At 30.7% G+C, this 17,226-nt stretch carries 16 protein-coding genes and 2 pseudogenes; 11 read left to right on the forward strand and 7 right to left on the reverse strand.

Annotation, left to right across the window (positions count from 1 at the left end):
- Window positions 1–141: 141 nt before the first annotated feature.
- The 4 genes and pseudogenes from RPL90_RS11860 to RPL90_RS11875 form a co-directional block, all read right to left on the reverse strand.
- On the reverse strand, window positions 142–516 hold the full coding sequence (locus RPL90_RS11860) for a hypothetical protein (protein ID WP_107628822.1): 375 nt from the start codon (window positions 514–516) through the stop codon (window positions 142–144).
- A 7-nt stretch (window positions 517–523) separates the two neighbouring features.
- Entirely contained in the window at window positions 524–1,048 is a 525-nt protein-coding gene (locus RPL90_RS11865; RefSeq protein ID WP_011304038.1) for an acyl-CoA thioesterase, read from the reverse strand.
- 109 nt (window positions 1,049–1,157) lie between these two features.
- Window positions 1,158–2,045 carry a cidABC operon transcriptional activator CidR gene (gene cidR, locus RPL90_RS11870; protein WP_019467786.1) on the reverse strand — a complete coding sequence of 296 codons (888 nt, stop codon included), beginning with the start codon at window positions 2,043–2,045 and terminating at the stop codon, window positions 1,158–1,160.
- Window positions 2,015–2,581 (reverse strand): annotated as a pseudogene (locus RPL90_RS11875) (recombinase family protein). The gene cidR and the pseudogene RPL90_RS11875 overlap by 31 nt, the downstream one beginning before the upstream one ends.
- Before the next feature lie 890 nt (window positions 2,582–3,471).
- Between RPL90_RS11875 and RPL90_RS11880 the strand changes: the two are divergent.
- A complete protein-coding gene (locus RPL90_RS11880) occupies window positions 3,472–3,990 on the forward strand; it encodes a type 1 glutamine amidotransferase domain-containing protein (RefSeq protein WP_313549964.1) in 519 nt (172 codons plus the stop codon).
- A 186-nt stretch (window positions 3,991–4,176) separates the two neighbouring features.
- On the opposite strand, the gene RPL90_RS11885 is transcribed toward RPL90_RS11880, so the two are convergent.
- Window positions 4,177–5,325: a zinc-dependent alcohol dehydrogenase gene (locus RPL90_RS11885; RefSeq protein ID WP_313549967.1), complete on the reverse strand. Its 1,149-nt coding sequence runs from the start codon at window positions 5,323–5,325 to the stop codon at window positions 4,177–4,179.
- Window positions 5,326–5,561: 236 nt separating this feature from the next.
- On the opposite strand from RPL90_RS11885, the gene RPL90_RS11890 reads away from it, so the two are divergent.
- Entirely contained in the window at window positions 5,562–6,086 is a 525-nt protein-coding gene (locus RPL90_RS11890; protein ID WP_313549969.1) for a hypothetical protein, read from the forward strand.
- 275 nt (window positions 6,087–6,361) lie between these two features.
- On the opposite strand, the gene RPL90_RS11895 is transcribed toward RPL90_RS11890, so the two are convergent.
- Window positions 6,362–7,117, reverse strand: a complete 756-nt coding sequence (locus RPL90_RS11895) for a sulfite exporter TauE/SafE family protein (protein WP_050215129.1) — start codon at window positions 7,115–7,117, stop codon at window positions 6,362–6,364.
- Window positions 7,117–7,377 carry a persulfide-sensing transcriptional repressor CstR gene (gene cstR, locus RPL90_RS11900; protein ID WP_002510747.1) on the reverse strand — a complete coding sequence of 87 codons (261 nt, stop codon included), beginning with the start codon at window positions 7,375–7,377 and terminating at the stop codon, window positions 7,117–7,119. The genes RPL90_RS11895 and cstR overlap by 1 nt, the downstream gene beginning before the upstream one ends.
- A 137-nt stretch (window positions 7,378–7,514) precedes the next feature.
- On the opposite strand from cstR, the gene cstA reads away from it, so the two are divergent.
- The 9 genes and pseudogenes from cstA to RPL90_RS11945 all read left to right on the forward strand — a co-directional run.
- The gene (gene cstA, locus RPL90_RS11905) at window positions 7,515–8,582 is read left to right on the forward strand and encodes a persulfide response sulfurtransferase CstA (RefSeq protein WP_107628731.1); all 1,068 of its coding nucleotides are present in this window, start codon (window positions 7,515–7,517) and stop codon (window positions 8,580–8,582) included.
- 30 nt (window positions 8,583–8,612) lie between these two features.
- The gene (cstB, locus tag RPL90_RS11910) at window positions 8,613–9,947 is read left to right on the forward strand and encodes a persulfide dioxygenase-sulfurtransferase CstB (RefSeq protein WP_050215127.1); all 1,335 of its coding nucleotides are present in this window, start codon (window positions 8,613–8,615) and stop codon (window positions 9,945–9,947) included.
- Between the two features lie 17 nt (window positions 9,948–9,964).
- Window positions 9,965–11,158: a type II sulfide:quinone oxidoreductase Sqr gene (sqr, locus tag RPL90_RS11915; RefSeq protein ID WP_107628730.1), complete on the forward strand. Its 1,194-nt coding sequence runs from the start codon at window positions 9,965–9,967 to the stop codon at window positions 11,156–11,158.
- 172 nt (window positions 11,159–11,330) lie between these two features.
- The gene (locus tag RPL90_RS11920; protein ID WP_313549976.1) at window positions 11,331–11,924 is read left to right on the forward strand and encodes a recombinase family protein; all 594 of its coding nucleotides are present in this window, start codon (window positions 11,331–11,333) and stop codon (window positions 11,922–11,924) included.
- Window positions 11,896–13,338: a Mu transposase C-terminal domain-containing protein gene (locus tag RPL90_RS11925; protein ID WP_313549979.1), complete on the forward strand. Its 1,443-nt coding sequence runs from the start codon at window positions 11,896–11,898 to the stop codon at window positions 13,336–13,338. Before RPL90_RS11920 ends, RPL90_RS11925 begins: the two co-directional genes overlap by 29 nt.
- Complete coding sequence (locus tag RPL90_RS11930; protein WP_313549982.1) at window positions 13,331–14,146, forward strand: AAA family ATPase; 816 nt, start codon at window positions 13,331–13,333, stop codon at window positions 14,144–14,146. The genes RPL90_RS11925 and RPL90_RS11930 overlap by 8 nt, the downstream gene beginning before the upstream one ends.
- 137 nt (window positions 14,147–14,283) lie before the next feature.
- A complete protein-coding gene (locus RPL90_RS11935; protein WP_313549985.1) occupies window positions 14,284–14,892 on the forward strand; it encodes a recombinase family protein in 609 nt (202 codons plus the stop codon).
- A 368-nt stretch (window positions 14,893–15,260) separates the two neighbouring features.
- Window positions 15,261–17,036, forward strand: a complete 1,776-nt coding sequence (locus tag RPL90_RS11940; RefSeq protein ID WP_313549988.1) for an oleate hydratase — start codon at window positions 15,261–15,263, stop codon at window positions 17,034–17,036.
- A 71-nt stretch (window positions 17,037–17,107) separates the two neighbouring features.
- Window positions 17,108–17,226: pseudogene (locus RPL90_RS11945) on the forward strand (butanediol dehydrogenase); the annotation flags it as partial.

Below are 17,226 nucleotides of genomic sequence, written 5' to 3' on the forward strand. Positions count from 1 at the left end.
TTATAAAAATTAATAAAAGAGCCTCTCTAATTTAGGGAAGCTCTTTTATTAGCTAAAATATAGTTTGATTTAGTCAAGAAATTTGTGAGTTTTTATAATTCTTTTTATAATTCGTTAATCTAAGGATTGTTAATAAAGTTATTATTTAATAATTGTATTTTTAAATACAAAACTAGGTTCGGCACCTAAAATAATAAGAAATATTTGTGAGTAGTTCACATTTTGGAATTTTAACATCATATCTTTAAAAATTACAAAATTACTATCTTTCTTAACTTTTTTAACTTCTTGTTCATATAATTTTAAAACAGATTCTCTTATTAAAGTTGGTCTCTCATTTTGGATAGTTTCAGGGTTATCTGAAAACATGAGTAATCCTAAATATTTATAGTGGATACTTAATTGTCGTGTCAAACTAGCTATATATTCTAACTTTTCATACATACTAGGAAACTCGTTTCTTAGTTTTTTCAAATCTAACTTAGCTTGGTTTAATTCTTCCATTTCAGTAAACATTTTATCACTACTCCAATTCCCATGGCTTATTGATATCAAGAGACTCAATTATATTTTTAGTTTGTGATCTTTTAATTTTTCGCATTTTAGCTCTTTCTTCGCCATCCATAAATAATAATTTTTCTTCTTTGGACTGAGGAGAGATTTTGGGTACTTTAATTGGTTTTTTCTTTTCATCCAAAGCTACAAAAGTAAGAAAAGCTACAGCAGCAATTTTTCTTTCTGCAGTAATCATATCTTCTGAAATGACTTTACAAAATATTTCCATAGATTTTTCTCCTGTATAAACTACATAAGATTCTATACAAACTGAATCAGATTGGGTGATTGGATATAAAAATTCTACTGAATCTGTAGAAGCTGTAACACATTCTTTAACTCTTGCATGTCTTCTAGCTGAAAGCGTTGCGTTATTATCAATTTTTTTCATCAACACCCCCCCAAATAGGGTATTATAATTGTTTAAATCATTAATTAATACTTGATCCGTACTGACAATTTTACTGTCACTAGGAAATTTATAATTTTCCATAAAAAACTCCCGTTTCTATAATGTTTATGTTCTAATTATAGAGCGAGAGTATATAAATATAAAATATCATTTTTTTATACAGCTATAAATTTCTCAAATACCTTTATATTTAATAGTTAATTAAGAAGTTTTCTTGGAGAAATTTAATCCAATTTTTTGTTAAAGAATCAACTATAATATCTTTTCTCCAAATAATGGCAAGTTCCCATTTCATGGAAGGTTCATTAATATCGATGGCTTTTAAATTATTATCTAATAATTCTAGTATTCCTTCGGGTAATATACATATTCCCAGATTATTTAATAACATTTCTTCTATGAAACTCCATTGGGTGGTTTCAAAAATCATATTAGGATTAAAGCCATAATCTCTACACGTATTTTTGATTTTATCGTTTAAATAGAAATCAGAATTAAATAAAATAAATTCTTGTTCTTTTAAATCTTCTATATTAACCGTTTTTCTTTTAGATAATTTATGATTTTTATGAACAACCAATTTTAATTTTTCTTCTAAAAAAGAGAAAGTATTAAAGTTTTTATTATTTGTAGGCAGTACGGTAATCCCCATGTCTAAATCACCATAATATATATCGTTTTCAATTTTTTTACTACCATTTTCAAAAAGTTGAAAAGTTATATTAGGATACATTTCATGAAATTGTGAAATTAAGTTAATTAATATTCTTATATTAATAATAGTAGGTATTCCAATTTTTAAACGTCCTGTTTTTAATTCTAATAAATTACTTAATTCATTAGGGATGTTATCATACATTTTAAGCATTTCTTTACATTGAAAAAAGAAAGCTTCTCCTGCGTCAGTTAAGTATATTTGATTTTTATATCTACTAAATAAGATTACTTCCAATTCTTCTTCTAATAATTTAATTGTATTACTAATTGTGGGTTGTGTAATAAAAAGACTAGCTGCTGCTTTGGTCATACTTTTTTGTTTTACAACTTCTACAAAATACTGCATATGTTTAAGTTCCAATAAATTTTCTCCTTTTTTATTATTCTGTATATCGATGAACGACTAAAACCTGTCTGTTCGGAAAATCTCTTCACCTGTAAGTTTTGTTAATCATATAGAAATTTGATTTCTCTTTGCTTGTGATCAGGTAATGAAGCTCTCGCACTTTTGTGGTCGCTTGCTCGTGAAGCTTCTAATCCTTTTTTGGGACTGTCACTTAACAAATTAACTTCGAGTTCAACGAATGTACTCATCGTGGTAAAGAATATCTTGCCGATCGCATCTTTCGTTAATACATTCATATCTATAGTATGTAAATCAATACTGTTTTTAGCGAATCACTAAGATAACCCAATCAATTGTTCCGTTGTACGTCCAAAAGGATATAATTTATAGAGAACTAGAATATATCCTTCTCGTAAATAATCCCAAAACTTATCAAGTTCAATTCATTTCATTTTACGGTTACGTGCTTTCTTACTAAAGATACGTTCACAGCCATATTTCTCAAGTGTATCAATCTTTTTTGAACTTTTTCGAGAAACTATTAATGAAATCTAATTCTCGATGCAAATAAACACGTCTGTAAGCGTCTAAAAAAAACAAGTTTTTTAAAAATTTCCTTATTTAATTATTAATAGATTATATTAATATGCATATTAGTTGTATAACTATTATTTTTATTGTTTCTTTAAATTCTTCAAACGCTTTTTATTAATTGGCATTAAATAATCTTTATCATTTTCATTTAAATAAACTTTTATATTTATATTTTTAGCAGTTACACCGCCTAAATTTTGTTGTTAAAAAAAGTAGTTACATAGTCAGAATCAGTTTGAGTTAGATTTCTTAATTTTAAACTTTTTCCTCCTTGTTCGATAATAACTTGATCGAATGCTAAGAATGGGATAAAAGAAATTTTAATTTGTCTGATTTGTATAATTACTGAAATGATATATAAAATTGTCATAATAAATGTTCTAATTTAACCAATTGCTTGTAAATATTTCTCAACAAATTCTCCTTTTGAAATAAGTAATAATTTAATTCTACTCTATCTCAACAATACAATCTATATTTGTTAATACATTTTATAGTATTTGATAGACTGGAGTAAGTTTTATAGATTATTTCATAGTAAATTACTAATTAAGAAAAGGGGGGGTAAATAAAGAGATTATGAGTATAGCGTTCACCATCATACATTAGTTCCTTTATTTTATAATAGGATAGAGTCGCAAAATTACTTACAGTTGATTATATATAATACATTCTTTTTTAAAGTTTTTAAAAGATCTTTTTTAGAAAGTTTATGTACTGTTATATCAGTTATTTCAGATTTAAAAGTAGTTGATAAAACAATTATAAAGCATCCTATGTTTAAATTTTCTCTTTCTAGTGTATATAGCATCTAGATGTAAAATATAATTGAAAGGCATGTTGTATTATGAATAAAAAAGTAGCAATCATTTTAGCAGATGAATTTGAAGATATAGAATTAACTAGTCCTAAAGAAGCATTAGACAATGCTGGATTTGAGACTGAAATTATTGGAGATACGGCAAAACATGAACTTGTTGGCAAACATGGGGAAAAAGTAACTGTAGATGTTAGCATTTCAGATGCGAAACCAGAAAATTATGATGCCTTATTAATTCCTGGTGGATTCTCACCTGACTATTTACGTGGTGATGAAGAAGGTCGTTATGGTACATTTACTAAGTATTTTACTCAAAATGACGTACCAACATTTGCAATTTGCCACGGACCCCTTTTACTAGTTGATACTGATGATTTAAATGGACGTACAATAACTGGTGTTATCAATGTACGCAAAGATTTATCTAATGCAGGTGCACATGTTGTAGATGAATCAGTTGTAATAGATAACAATATTGTAACAAGTCGTACACCAGATGACTTAGATGATTTTAATAGAGAAATTATTAAACAATTAGAAGCATAATTTTGAAATATTAACCAATGTTCATTATCTTAGAGATTATGTTTTTATAAAAAGAAACAGCATTAGATAATTGATTAAAGTCAGAAATTTTATAACTTAATGCTTATGAAAATTATCACATGAAATATATAAAGGAGTCTATATACTGGTTATAATCTGTATATAGACTCCTTTATATATTTATTATTACGGTTTTAGAATTACTTTAATATTATCATCTTTTTTCTGATCGAAAATATCATACGCTTGGCTGGCATCTTCTAAAGGCAAGGTATGCGTTATAATTTCTGTTGGATCAAAAACTTCATTTTTAATCATTTCATATAATTTTGGCATTTGATGAATAACTGGGGCTTGGCCACTTTTTACTTGGACATCTCTATTAAAAATTAAATCTATTGGAAAATTATCTGCAGGGGTACCGTAAATACCAGTTAATTGAATCGTCCCGAATTTTCGTACTGATTCAGCTGCTGTAATAATTGGACTAATATTACCGCGTTGTGCTGAATTTGAACTAATCTCTAAATCATCTTGAGCAATTTGTCCATCCATTCCAACACAATCTATAACGACATCTGCACCACCGCGTGTGCTTTCATGAAGTAATTTTCCTATATTATCTTCTTTAGAAAAATTATACACTTCAGCTCCGTTGAATTTTTTAGCATGATTTAATCTATGTTCTATATTGTCAATGGCGATAACACGTTCAGCGCCTTTTAATTTAGCAAATTTTTGAGCCATTAGACCGATTGGCCCACAACCGAGAACAATGACGGTATCTCCAGATTTTACGCCTGCATGTTCAACACTCCAATAAGCTGTTGGGACAACATCAGATAAAAATAATACTTGTTCGTCTTTCAAATCACTATCTGGAACTTTGAAAGAGGAGAAATCGGCAAATGGAACTCTTAAATACTCTGCTTGACCTCCCCAGTGGTTTCCGTGCATGCCACCAAAACCGAAAAGCCCACCATTATCCAATTTCCAACTTGCCGGTGATGGATTAGAATTATCACACTGAGATTCCATATCATTATTACAATAGAAACAATCGCCACAACCTATGTTAAAAGGTATAACTACTCTATCTCCCTTTTTCAAGGTTTTAACGTCTTTTCCTACTTCTTCTACAATTCCCATTGGCTCATGTCCAATAACAAAACCAGGATCCATAAATAAATCACCTTGATGGTAAAGATGTAGATCAGAACCACATATACCTGAAGCTGTTATTTTTATAATTGCATCAGTTGATTCTTCTATTATTGGATCATGTACTTCACGCACTTCCATGTTTTTATGACCTTGATAAGTAACTGCTTTCATTTATACCACACTCCTTAAAAAACTGTACCCGTGATATTATAATGCAAACTCAGAAGAATAAATTGATTTATTAATCTTTTTAGAAAATTGTTAGTTTATATGTTGCAAAATACCCAGAATCGTATTTATATAGCTAAAAAATTGATATCTAATGCTCATTTTTATATAGTTAATATGAAATTTATATTATAGTTATCAAAGACAGTGTACTACTTTGTCAAAAAAAGGAGCTAAATATGATTAATATTATATCAGCGATCGGATCGCTCGGAACATTTATTATGGCCTTATTTTATTTTGTATCAGTATCAGTTCAACTTTACCAAATGAAAATAAGTTTTATTCCTGCATTAGGATTTAATCAGATTTTATTAATTAGAGATAAAGACAAAAGGTTAAATTTAAAAAATACCACTTCTAATGCGGAAGAACATGAAGATTATTTGAAGTTATATAATTTAGGAGGTGGAGCAGCAAAAAAAATCACCATTGAAGTTTTATTAGGTGAAGATAAAGTTATTCAAAAAAAATATGTTAATATGTTACCTAGTAAAGAAGGTTATATGCTACCTATAAATAAAAGAGTATTTGATGAATTAGACGATACTATAAAAAATAATGGTTACGAATCCAATATAAATATTAAGTTAACCTATTATCATAATGTGAGTAGAAAAAAACAAGAAATATTTTTAAAAGGACATATAGACGAATTCAATACCTACGAAGATGAGTCCATTTATGAACTACAGTTTATTTAAGTAAGAAAATGAATAATTGTAAATTAAATAACTGTGAGCATTCACCAAAATTAACATGTAATTATCAACTATCTATTTAGGTGGGTAGTTTTATTTATAAGTAATATAATAGTCAAAAAAATTCGTTTTGTGTATTTTTAAGGTACACCCTAAGCATACAAATTAAGTTGTTGAAATTATCGCAATTGTTATTTTACTTGCTATATGAGAATGTTTTAACTTTATAAATAAGAAAGAGAAGTACAACTAATATTAGTTGTACTTCTCTTTCTTATTTATAAAACAATTTGAATAATTGCAATAATAATTAAAATACTGATAATCCACTTTTGTACAAAACTAGGGACCTTTTTACCTAATTTTAAACCTAACGGAGCGAAAATAATACTCCCTATTATTAAAAATAACGCATCTTCTAAAGGAATGTAACCTTGTATAAGTTTAATGATAAAGGCGCCAATTGAAGATATAAAAGCAATTACTATACTATTAGCAACTACCGTATTCATTGGTAATTTGAATAAAACTAGCAATATAGGAATGATAATAAAAGCGCCGCCTGCTCCAACTATACCTGAAATGATACCAACGAAAAGACCAACCATAACTAATAATGGCTTGTTAAAGGAAGATTGATCTAAACTCGGTTTTATGTTAATAAACATTAAAATTAATGCGAGTAAAGCAATGATAATATATATCGTATTTACAAATGTAGCATTAAATAAATTTGCTAACAGTCCACCTAACATGCTGCCTATAATCATGCCACTACCCATGTAAAGCACTAATAGTGGCGAAAATTCTGGTTTTTTTCGCGCTTTTAATGACCCACTTAAAGTACTGAAAAAGACTTGACTGGAAGTAAGTCCTGATGCCATGTATGCACTGTACGCAGGAGCGCCAAATAGTGGTGGTAATAATAAAATAGCTGGATAAATAATGATGGCGCCACCTATACCTACTAGACCCGAAATAAAGCCTCCGAATACCCCAATAAGTAACATCATAATAATAGTTGAAATATCCATTATTTACTTTTTACCAATAAGTTAACGGCTTCATTAATCAATTCTTCAGAATTTTCACCATTATCCTCTGCTGCTTTTACACATTCTATTAAATTTTCACTAATGATAATTCCCATCAAACGTTGGATTGAACTTTTTGATGCACTGATTTGAGTAATGACATCTTTACAATCTTTTTCTTCTTCCATCATTTTAATAACGCCATTGAGTTGTCCTTGTATTCTATTAATACGATTAATCATTTTTTTATCATAATTCATAGTTATTTCCTCCACTTTTAATTGAATAAAGTCATAATAAACGATAAAAGTAAACATGTCAAATACCCCCTACCGTATTTGACATAATATAAATAATTAGTTAATATACCCGTATAGGTATTTATTAGGAGGTTAATATGAAACAATATAACGAAAATCATATCAATAATTTCAGTAAACAAGAATTAGAAAAATTGGGTGCACAAGGTCAACTGATTGACGTTAGAACACAAGAAGAATATGAGCTTGCACATATAAATGGTGCGACATTACATCCTGTAGATAAGATTGAATCGTTCAATAAAGATAAAAACACAACCTATTTTGTACACTGTAAAAGTGGTACCAGAAGTGCTAAAGCGAGCGAATATTTAGCTAAACAAGGCTACAACATTGTTAATTTAGACGGTGGCTATAAAGCGTATGAAGCAAAAAACGACGATGATAATACATTCGAAGAAAATACTAATGTAGAAATTAAAGCAGAGCGTAAACAATTTAACTATAGTGGTCTTCAATGTCCAGGTCCAATTGTAAACATCAGTAAAGAAGTGAAAAATATTGAAGTAGGCGAGCAAATCGAAGTTACAGTCACAGATCCTGGATTCCTTAGCGACATTAAAAGCTGGGTCAAACAAACTGGTCATACTTTAGTTAAACTTGATGAAAGTAATAATGGAATTAATGCTATCATTCAAAAAGAAAAACCAAAAGACTTACAAGTGAATCATACTGCTAAAGGTACGACAATTGTACTATTTAGTGGAGAGTTAGATAAAGCAGTGGCAGCAATGATTATTGCAAATGGCGCTAGAGCTGCAGGAAGAGATGTAACTATCTTCTTTACTTTTTGGGGACTTAACGCGTTGAAAAAAGCGCAAACAGTTAACGTTAAAAAGAAAGGTATCGCAAAAATGTTTGATTTGATGTTGCCAAAAACACCTTTGAAAATGCCACTATCTAAAATGAATATGTTCGGTTTAGGTAATATCATGATGCGATACGTAATGAAAAAGAAAAACGTTGATTCATTACCATCACTCATTAATCAAGCGATAGCTCAAGATATTAAATTAATCGCATGTACCATGAGCATGGATGTCATGGGTATTACAAAAGAAGAATTAAGAGATGAAGTTGAGTACGGCGGTGTAGGCACTTATATAGGTGATACTGAAAACGCGAGTCATAATTTATTTATTTAATTAAATCTATCAAAATAAGGAGTTCTTTATATGTTTTTCAAACAATTTTACGATAATCATTTATCTCAAGCATCTTATTTAGTTGGCTGTCAACGTACGGGAGAGGCAATAGTAATTGATCCTGTTCGTGATTTAACAAAATATATGGAAGTTGCAGATAGCGAAGGTTTTAAAATTACACAAGCTGCTGAAACACATATTCACGCTGATTTTGCTTCTGGAATTCGGGATGTGGCAAAACGTTTAAACGCCAATATATATGTATCTGGCGAAGGTGATGATCAATTAAGTTATAAAAATATGCCGGAACATACAAATTTTGTTAAAAATCAAGATATTATTCAAGTAGGTAATATTAAATTAGAAGTCTTGCATACACCTGGTCATACCCCTGAGAGTATCAGTTTCTTACTCACTGATGAAGGTGGCGGCTCAAGTGTTCCAATGGGTTTATTTAGTGGTGACTTTATTTTTGTTGGTGATATCGGTAGACCTGATTTACTAGAAAAATCAGTACAAATGGAAGGTACTACAGAGATTGGTGCAAAACAGATGTACCAATCTATAGAAGGTGTTAAAAATTTACCAGATTATATTCAAATATGGCCTGGACACGGTGCTGGAAGTCCTTGTGGTAAAGCATTAGGTGCCATACCAATGTCTACGCTAGGTTACGAAAAAATTAATAACTGGGCATTTAATGTAACAGATGAATCTAAATTTGTTGAAACATTAACATCAAATCAACCAGCGCCACCCCATCACTTTGCACAGATGAAAAAAATTAATCAGTTTGGTATGAAAATGTATCAACCATACAACGTTTATCCTAGTTTAGATAATGAAAGAATAGCATTTGATCTTCGTAGCAAAGAAGCCTTTCACGGTGGACATACACAAGGAACAATCAATATTCCTTATAACAAAAACTTTATTAACCAGATCGGTTGGTATTTAGATTTTGAAAAAGATGTAGATTTAATCGGAGATAAATCTACAGTTGAACAAGCAACGCATACTTTACAATTAATTGGTTTTGATAATGTAGCAGGCTATCGTTTACCAAAATCAGAAATTCTAACACAATCCATCCACAGCGCTGATATTACTGGTGAAGAAGCAAATGTACTCGACGTACGTAATGAAGAAGAGTGGAATAATGGGCACTTAGATCAAGCAGTCAATATTCCGCATGGTAAATTATTAAATGAAAATATTCCATTTAATAAAGAGGATAAAATATACGTACATTGTCAGTCAGGTGTTAGAAGTTCAATCGCAGTGGGTATCTTAGAAAATAAAGGATTTGAAAATGTCGTGAATATTAGAGAAGGCTATCAAGATTTTCCAGAATCATTAAAATAATTTAAGGGTGTGGAAAAATGAGTAAGTATTATCAAATTGTTATTGTAGGTGGCGGTACAGCAGGTATTACCGTGGCATCAAGACTATTAAGAAAAAATCAAAGCTTAAAAGGAAAAATAGCAATTATAGACCCGGCTGAATATCATTATTATCAACCGTTATGGACTTTGGTTGGTGCTGGGGTATCGAGTTTAAAAAGTTCTCGTAAAGATATGAAAAGTGTTATGCCTGAAGGTGTTCAATGGATAAAAAATGCTGTTTCAAGCTTTCAACCTGAAAACAATAGCATTATTTTAAGAGATAATTCGGTCGTTAGTTACGAATTTTTAGTGGTAGCCCCTGGATTACAGATTAATTGGTCTTCTATTAAAGGATTAAAAGAGAATATAGGTAAAAATGGTGTTTGTTCTAACTATTCACCTAACTATGTTCGCGAAACTTGGAGACAAATTTCTAAATTTAAACAAGGGAACGCGATTTTCACGCATCCTAATACGCCTATCAAATGTGGAGGCGCACCTATGAAAATTATGTATTTAGCTGAAGATTATTTTAGAAAACATAATATCCGTTCTAATGCTAATGTGATATACGAAACGCCAAAAGATGCTTTATTTGACGTAGGCAAATATAATAAAGAATTAGAGAAAATTGTTGAAGAAAGGGATATAATTGTCAATTATAATTATAATCTTGTTGAAATTGACGGAGACAAAAAAGAGGCTACATTTGAACACATTAAAACAGACGATAGAAAGACAATAGATTATGAAATGTTACATGTAACACCACCCATGGGTCCCTTAGGTGTACTTAAAGAAAGTACACTTTCAGATAGTGATGGTTGGGTAGATGTTAACCCAACCACATTACAGCATAAAAGCTACTCTAACATATTTGGGCTTGGTGATGCTTCAAATGCACCTACTTCCAAAACAGGAGCAGCAATTCGTAAACAAGCGCCTATAGTTGTTAATAACCTATTGCAAGTAATGGATAATGAAATGTTGACGCATCATTATGATGGTTATACTTCGTGCCCTATCGTTACCGGGTACAATAAATTAATACTTGCCGAGTTTGATTATAATAAAAAACCAAAAGAAACATTGCCTTTTAACCAGGCCAAAGAACGAAGAAGTATGTATATTTTTAAAAAAGATTTATTACCTAAAATGTATTGGTACGGTATGTTAAAGGGGCTTATGTAAATAACAAGAGTGTACAGAAAATAACCATTTTCTGTACACTCTATTTTTATGTCGAAATAAGTGAGTCTTACATAGATTAGCATGTTCAAAAACCCAACCAAAAATCTATGTTCATAAAAGACCTGAAAATTAAGTTATGGTACACTGGATATGTATATAGGAGGTTTGTATTTTGAAAATAGGTTATGCAAGAGTTTCAACTGGATTACAAAATTTAAATTTACAGGAGGATCGATTAAATGCATATGGTTGTGAAAAGATATTTAACGACCATATGAGTGGTTCAAAAAGTAAAAGACCTGGTTTAGATAAAGCAATTGAATTTGCGAGGTCAGGAGATACGATTGTTGTTTGGAGATTAGACAGATTAGGACGTAATATGGAGGATTTAATCACATTAGTTAATGAGCTTAACGAACGAGGTGTAAGTTTCCATAGTTTAGAAGAAAATATAACGATGGATAAATCAAGTTCTACAGGGCAATTATTATTTCATTTATTCGCAGCATTTGCAGAATTTGAACGTAATTTAATTTTAGAGCGTTCTTCAGCCGGTCGAATTGCAGCACGTGCTAGAGGCAGATATGGAGGCAGACCAGAAAAATTAAATAAAAGAGATTTAAACTTACTTAAGACACTTTATGATAATGGCACGCCAATTAAGACAATTGCAGAGCAGTGGCAGGTTTCACGTACAACAATTTATCGTTACCTCAATAAATTGGAGGACAAGGAAAATGAAAAACAAGGAGAAGTATCTAACTAATTTTTCTGAAGTCAAACGTAAAGAAGCTACTCAAAAGTACAATATTATAAAACCTTTTATTCTAGGCGAACAATCTTTATCAAGTATTTCTAAAAGTAAAGGTATTGCGTTAAGTACACTTTATAGGTGGAATAAATTATATAAGGAAGAAGATCTTACTGGTCTAATTCATAATACAAGAGTTGATAAAGGTGAGCATAAATTAGAACAAAACATAATTGACGAGATTAAAAGCCTTGCACTCAAGAATAAAAGAAATAGTATTGCTACAATTCATAGGAAAATCGCTAATTATTGTATAGAGAATAATTTTGATAAACCCAGCTATAAACAAGTTTATAGTGTTATTAAAGCAATGCCTAAGTCTGTTATTGATTTCTCTCACAAAGGTGAAAAATACTATCAAAATAAGTATGATTTAATACAAATAAGAGAATCCTCAAGACCCAATGAAATATGGCAAGCCGACCATACTTTGCTAGATATTTATATATTAGACCAAAAAGGTAATATCAATAGACCATGGCTAACCATTATTATGGATGACTATAGTCGTGCCATTGCAGGCTACTTTATAAGTTTTGATGCTCCTAATGCTGAAAATACAGCATTAACATTGCACCAAGCAATATGGAATAAGAATAATACCAATTGGCCAGTATGTGGCATACCCGAAAAATTCTACACGGATCACGGAAGTGACTTTACCTCGCATCACATGGAACAAGTCGCTATTGATTTGAAAATTAACTTGATGTTTTCGAAAGTTGGTGTTCCTCGTGGGCGTGGAAAAATAGAACGATTTTTTCAAACAGTTAATCAAATTTTCTTAGAACAATTGCCTGGATATATAAATAATAATGATACACTTAGTGATTTGATAGATTTTCAAAATTTCGAAGAAAAATTACGATACTTTTTAATAGAAGATTATAATCAAAAAGAGCACAGTGCTATCCAGGATACTCCTATCAATCGTTGGAACAGTAATCATTTTTTCCCTAATATGCCAAGCAGTTTAGAACAACTTGATTTATTATTATTAGAAATACCTAAATCTAGAAAAATTCACTCAGATGGCATTCATTTTCAAGGCTTTAGATACAGTAACACGAACCTAGCTGCTTATGTAGGTGAGTATGTGTTGATTCGTTACAATCCCAATGATATGGCTGAAATACGCGTTTTTTATAGAGATGAGTTTCTTTGTACAGCTATATCTCCTGATTTAGCTGATTATTCAATTGATATAAAAGATATACAACATGCTCGTAGTCAAAGAAGAAAGCACTTAAAGCAAAGTATTACTAGTCCAAGTACCACTGATTTAATAAAGGAAGAAAAGAATTATGGTTATTCGCCTCAAGAAACGACTAAAAACGTCAAAAAGTTAAAGAGGTATCGTAATGACTAAAAATCAAAATTTCATTGAAACGAAAGAGTATAAACGGTTTACTGAATTTTGTGACGCTTGCATTAAATATCAATATATTGGGATCTGTTATGGCCAACCAGGAGTTGGAAAAACTTTATCTTCAAGATATTACTCAAATTGGGATACTATTGAAAAGCAAGTTAATCATAGGGGTTGGGAAGATCTAGCTAGTAAAACGACTGATGATATACTATCAGTAAATAAGATATTTTATACTGCACCAGCCGAAAAACAAACAAGATTAAGTAGTGACCTATATAGTATTACTGCAAGCATTGATTTGGGTCAAAAATTACATGTCGTAAATAAGTATGGATATGAAGATAGCAAACATTATAGTGATATGTTTAAAGATATCGATTTAATTATAGTAGATGAGATTGATCGCCTTAAAGTTCAGCATTTAGAGCAATTAAGAGCTATTTATGATGAACACGATTTAGCAATGATATTTATTGGTATGCCAGGTATAGAGAAAAAGTTATCTCGTTATCCTCAATTATATTCGCGTATAGGTTTTGCACATGAATTCGATAACTTAAGCAAAGATGAAACGCATCATATATTAGAATATAAATGGCAAGACTTAGGATTTGATTTAAAACTCGAAGATTTTACTGATTATGAGGCAATAACTACGATTATTAAAATTACAAAAGGAAATTTTAGGCTGATTCATCGCTTGTTTGCACAGATAGATAGGATTATGGATATAAATGGCTTAGATAAAATAAGTACAGAAGTCGTAGAAACAGCTAGAGATAGTTTAGTCATAGGTATTCGTTAATAGAAAAAGCAATGTACCATATTGAAGTACGTTGCTTTTTCTCATTTATTAGGTAAAATCATTCTCATATATCAAGTAAAGTAACACGCAACTAAAACGTATGATTAGGGTGTATATTAAATATGGAGCGAAAATAAATGATTATAGGTTATGCGAGAGTATCTTCGATAGATCAAAATTTAGAAAGACAGTTAGAAAATTTAAAAACGTTTGGTGTGGAGAAAATCTTTACAGAGAAACAATCAGGCAAATCAGTGGAAAATAGACCTGTATTTCAAGAAGCCCTTAATTTTGTAAGAATGGGAGATCGATTCGTTGTGGAATCTATTGATCGTTTAGGACGTAACTATGATGAAATTATTGAAACTGTGAATTATTTAAAAGACAAAGACGTTCAGTTAATGATTACCAGCTTACCTATGATGAATGAAGTGATTGGCAATCCATTACTGGATAAGTTTATGAAAGATTTAATCATTCAAATATTAGCAATGGTTTCAGAACAAGAGAGAAATGAAAGTAAACGTCGACAAGCGCAAGGAATTCAAGTTGCGAAGGAAAAAGGCGTATATAAAGGGCGCCCCTTACTTTATTCACCAAATGCTAAAGACCCACAGAAACGTGTTATTTATCATCGCGTGGTGGAAATGTTAGAAGAAGGGCAAGCAATTAGTAAAATTGCCAAAGAAGTTAATATTACAAGACAAACAGTTTATAGAATTAAACATGATAAGGGATTATCTTGATAAATTGATTGTCAATGCAACTGAGCGTTTCTCACAGCATTCTAAAACGCATATTAACCTTCGTTTCATAAATTGCTACATCAAAACCAGAGAAAGTAATTTGAAAAGCAGTTTGTCTTCCTTATGTTGCCCCATCAACTATTATGAATTTTTTGAAACTCATCGTTAATTCTCCTTAATATAATCCTGAAAACCACAATATACTCTTATGTTAACAAATTACAATAAAAACCTAAAAAAGCAAAAAATCATAAAAGTAAAATAGTAAATTTTATCATTTTTTGTATTTTAATCCTCAGAGGCGTATATTAAAAGTATAAAGAATTGAAATATTGAGAGATTATACTTATTAAAAGGGTGATGTTCTTATGTATTATACTAACAGTAATTATGAAGCTTTTGCGCGTCCGAAAAAACCAGAAAACGTTGATAAAAAATCAGCATATTTGATTGGATCAGGTTTAGCTTCACTAGCAGCAGCATGTTTTTTAATTCGTGACGGTCAAATGAAAGGTGAAAATATCCATATTTTAGAAGAATTAAACATCTCAGGGGGAAGTTTAGACGGTATTAATATGGAGCATCATGGATTTGTTGTACGTGGTGGTAGAGAAATGGAAAATCATTTTGAATGCTTATGGGATTTATTTAGAAGTATTCCATCATTAGAACAACCTGAAGCATCTGTGTTAGATGAATTTTATTGGTTGAATAAGGAAGATCCTAACTATTCAAAATGTAGAGCCATTTATAGTGGGGGAAAACGTATTGAGACCGATGGCAATTTCACATTATCTAAAAAAGCAATTAAAGAAATTTTAAGTTTATGCATGAAAAAAGAAGAAGATTTAGAAGATGTTAAAATTTCCGAAGTTTTCACTGAAGATTTTTTAAACTCTAATTTTTGGTTATATTGGAAAACGATGTTTGCTTTTGAACCTTGGCATTCAGCAATGGAAATGCGGCGATATCTTATGCGTTTTGTTCACCATATTGGTGGTTTGGCAAATTTTAGTGCTTTAAAATTCACTAAATATAACCAATATGAATCTTTAGTATTGCCAATGATAGAATATCTTAAGTCATATGGTGTGCATTTTGAATACGGTGTTCAAGTTGACAATATATTGGTCGATTCAACATCATCTAAGAAAATTGCACGAGAACTTCTTATAAACAAAAATGGTAAAACAGAGTCTATACCCTTAACTTTAGATGACCTTGTTTTTGTAACAAATGGTAGTATTACTGAAAGCTCAACTTATGGGAATAATGACCATCCTGCTCCACCAACGAAAGCATTGGGAGGTAGTTGGACATTATGGAAGAATCTAGCTAATCAGAGTCCAGAATTTGGAAGACCTGAAAAATTCTGTGATTATATTCCAAATAAAAGTTGGCTAGTATCTGCAACAACAACAACTAATAATAAAAAAGTTATTTCTTATATTGAAAAGTTAAGTAAACGAGATGTGTTATCTGGTCGTACCGTTACAGGGGGGATTGTAACAGTAGCTGACTCTAGTTGGCAACTTAGTTTTACAGTCAACCGCCAACAACAATTTAAAGAGCAGCCTAAAAATCAAGCCAGTATATGGATATATGCATTGTACTCTGACGTCAAAGGTGATTTTATTAAAAAACCAATCACTGAATGTACAGGTAGTGAAATATGCCAAGAGTGGTTATATCATATGGGAGTGCCACAAGATGAGTTAGTTGAATTGGCACAAACAAAATGTAATACAATTCCTGTTTATATGCCTTACGTGACAGCTTACTTTATGCCAAGAGCATACAAAGATCGTCCATTGGTTGTTCCTAATGGCTCTAAAAACTTAGCATTTATAGGTAATTTTGCTGAAACAGAACGTGATACAGTATTCACAACTGAATATTCTGTACGTACGGCTATGGAAGCTGTATATCAATTATTAGAAGTAGACAGAGGTATACCTGAAGTGTATGCTTCTGAATTTGATGTACGTGTACTTATGGATGCTTATTATCAATTAAACGATCGTAAATCATTACCTGAATTAGTTAATAAGAACTTTCTTAAACGTTCAGTTCTAAAAAAAGCGATGGAAAAAATACATGGCACATTCATTGAAGAATTATTACGCAAACATAAGTTATTATAAAAGTGGTTCTGTTGCAAAGTAACTTTTAAAAGGCATACTATTAAATTAACTAAAACAAGGAGGTTTTATCAATGAAAGCAGCAGTTTGGTATGGTCAAAAGGATGTACGAGTTGAAGATCGAAAATCTAAAGAGTTACAAGATAATGAGGTTAAAGTTAAAGTGTCTTGGGCTGGCATTTGTGGGACAGA

The sequence above is a fragment of the Staphylococcus kloosii genome, from assembly GCF_032139365.1.
In the GTDB taxonomy this organism is placed as follows: Bacteria; Bacillota; Bacilli; order Staphylococcales; family Staphylococcaceae; genus Staphylococcus; species Staphylococcus kloosii_A.

Bases quoted from the DNA above. Each gene is read 5' to 3' on its own strand.
- RPL90_RS11865 (WP_011304038.1), bottom strand. From the start codon at position 1,048: ATGGAAAATTATAAATTTCCTAGTGACAGTAAAATTGTCAGTACGGAT.
- cstA (WP_107628731.1), top strand. From the start codon at position 7,515: ATGAAACAATATAACGAAAATCATATCAATAATTTCAGTAAACAAGAA.
- RPL90_RS11880 (WP_313549964.1), top strand. From the start codon at position 3,472: ATGAATAAAAAAGTAGCAATCATTTTAGCAGATGAATTTGAAGATATA.
- RPL90_RS11895 (WP_050215129.1), bottom strand. From the start codon at position 7,117: ATGGATATTTCAACTATTATTATGATGTTACTTATTGGGGTATTCGGA.
- cstB (WP_050215127.1), top strand. From the start codon at position 8,613: ATGTTTTTCAAACAATTTTACGATAATCATTTATCTCAAGCATCTTAT.
- RPL90_RS11885 (WP_313549967.1), bottom strand. From the start codon at position 5,325: ATGAAAGCAGTTACTTATCAAGGTCATAAAAACATGGAAGTGCGTGAA.
- RPL90_RS11940 (WP_313549988.1), top strand. From the start codon at position 15,261: ATGTATTATACTAACAGTAATTATGAAGCTTTTGCGCGTCCGAAAAAA.
- sqr (WP_107628730.1), top strand. From the start codon at position 9,965: ATGAGTAAGTATTATCAAATTGTTATTGTAGGTGGCGGTACAGCAGGT.
- RPL90_RS11890 (WP_313549969.1), top strand. From the start codon at position 5,562: ATGATTAATATTATATCAGCGATCGGATCGCTCGGAACATTTATTATG.
- RPL90_RS11930 (WP_313549982.1), top strand. From the start codon at position 13,331: ATGACTAAAAATCAAAATTTCATTGAAACGAAAGAGTATAAACGGTTT.
- RPL90_RS11935 (WP_313549985.1), top strand. From the start codon at position 14,284: ATGATTATAGGTTATGCGAGAGTATCTTCGATAGATCAAAATTTAGAA.
- RPL90_RS11925 (WP_313549979.1), top strand. From the start codon at position 11,896: ATGAAAAACAAGGAGAAGTATCTAACTAATTTTTCTGAAGTCAAACGT.
- RPL90_RS11860 (WP_107628822.1), bottom strand. From the start codon at position 516: ATGTTTACTGAAATGGAAGAATTAAACCAAGCTAAGTTAGATTTGAAA.
- cstR (WP_002510747.1), bottom strand. From the start codon at position 7,377: ATGAATTATGATAAAAAAATGATTAATCGTATTAATAGAATACAAGGA.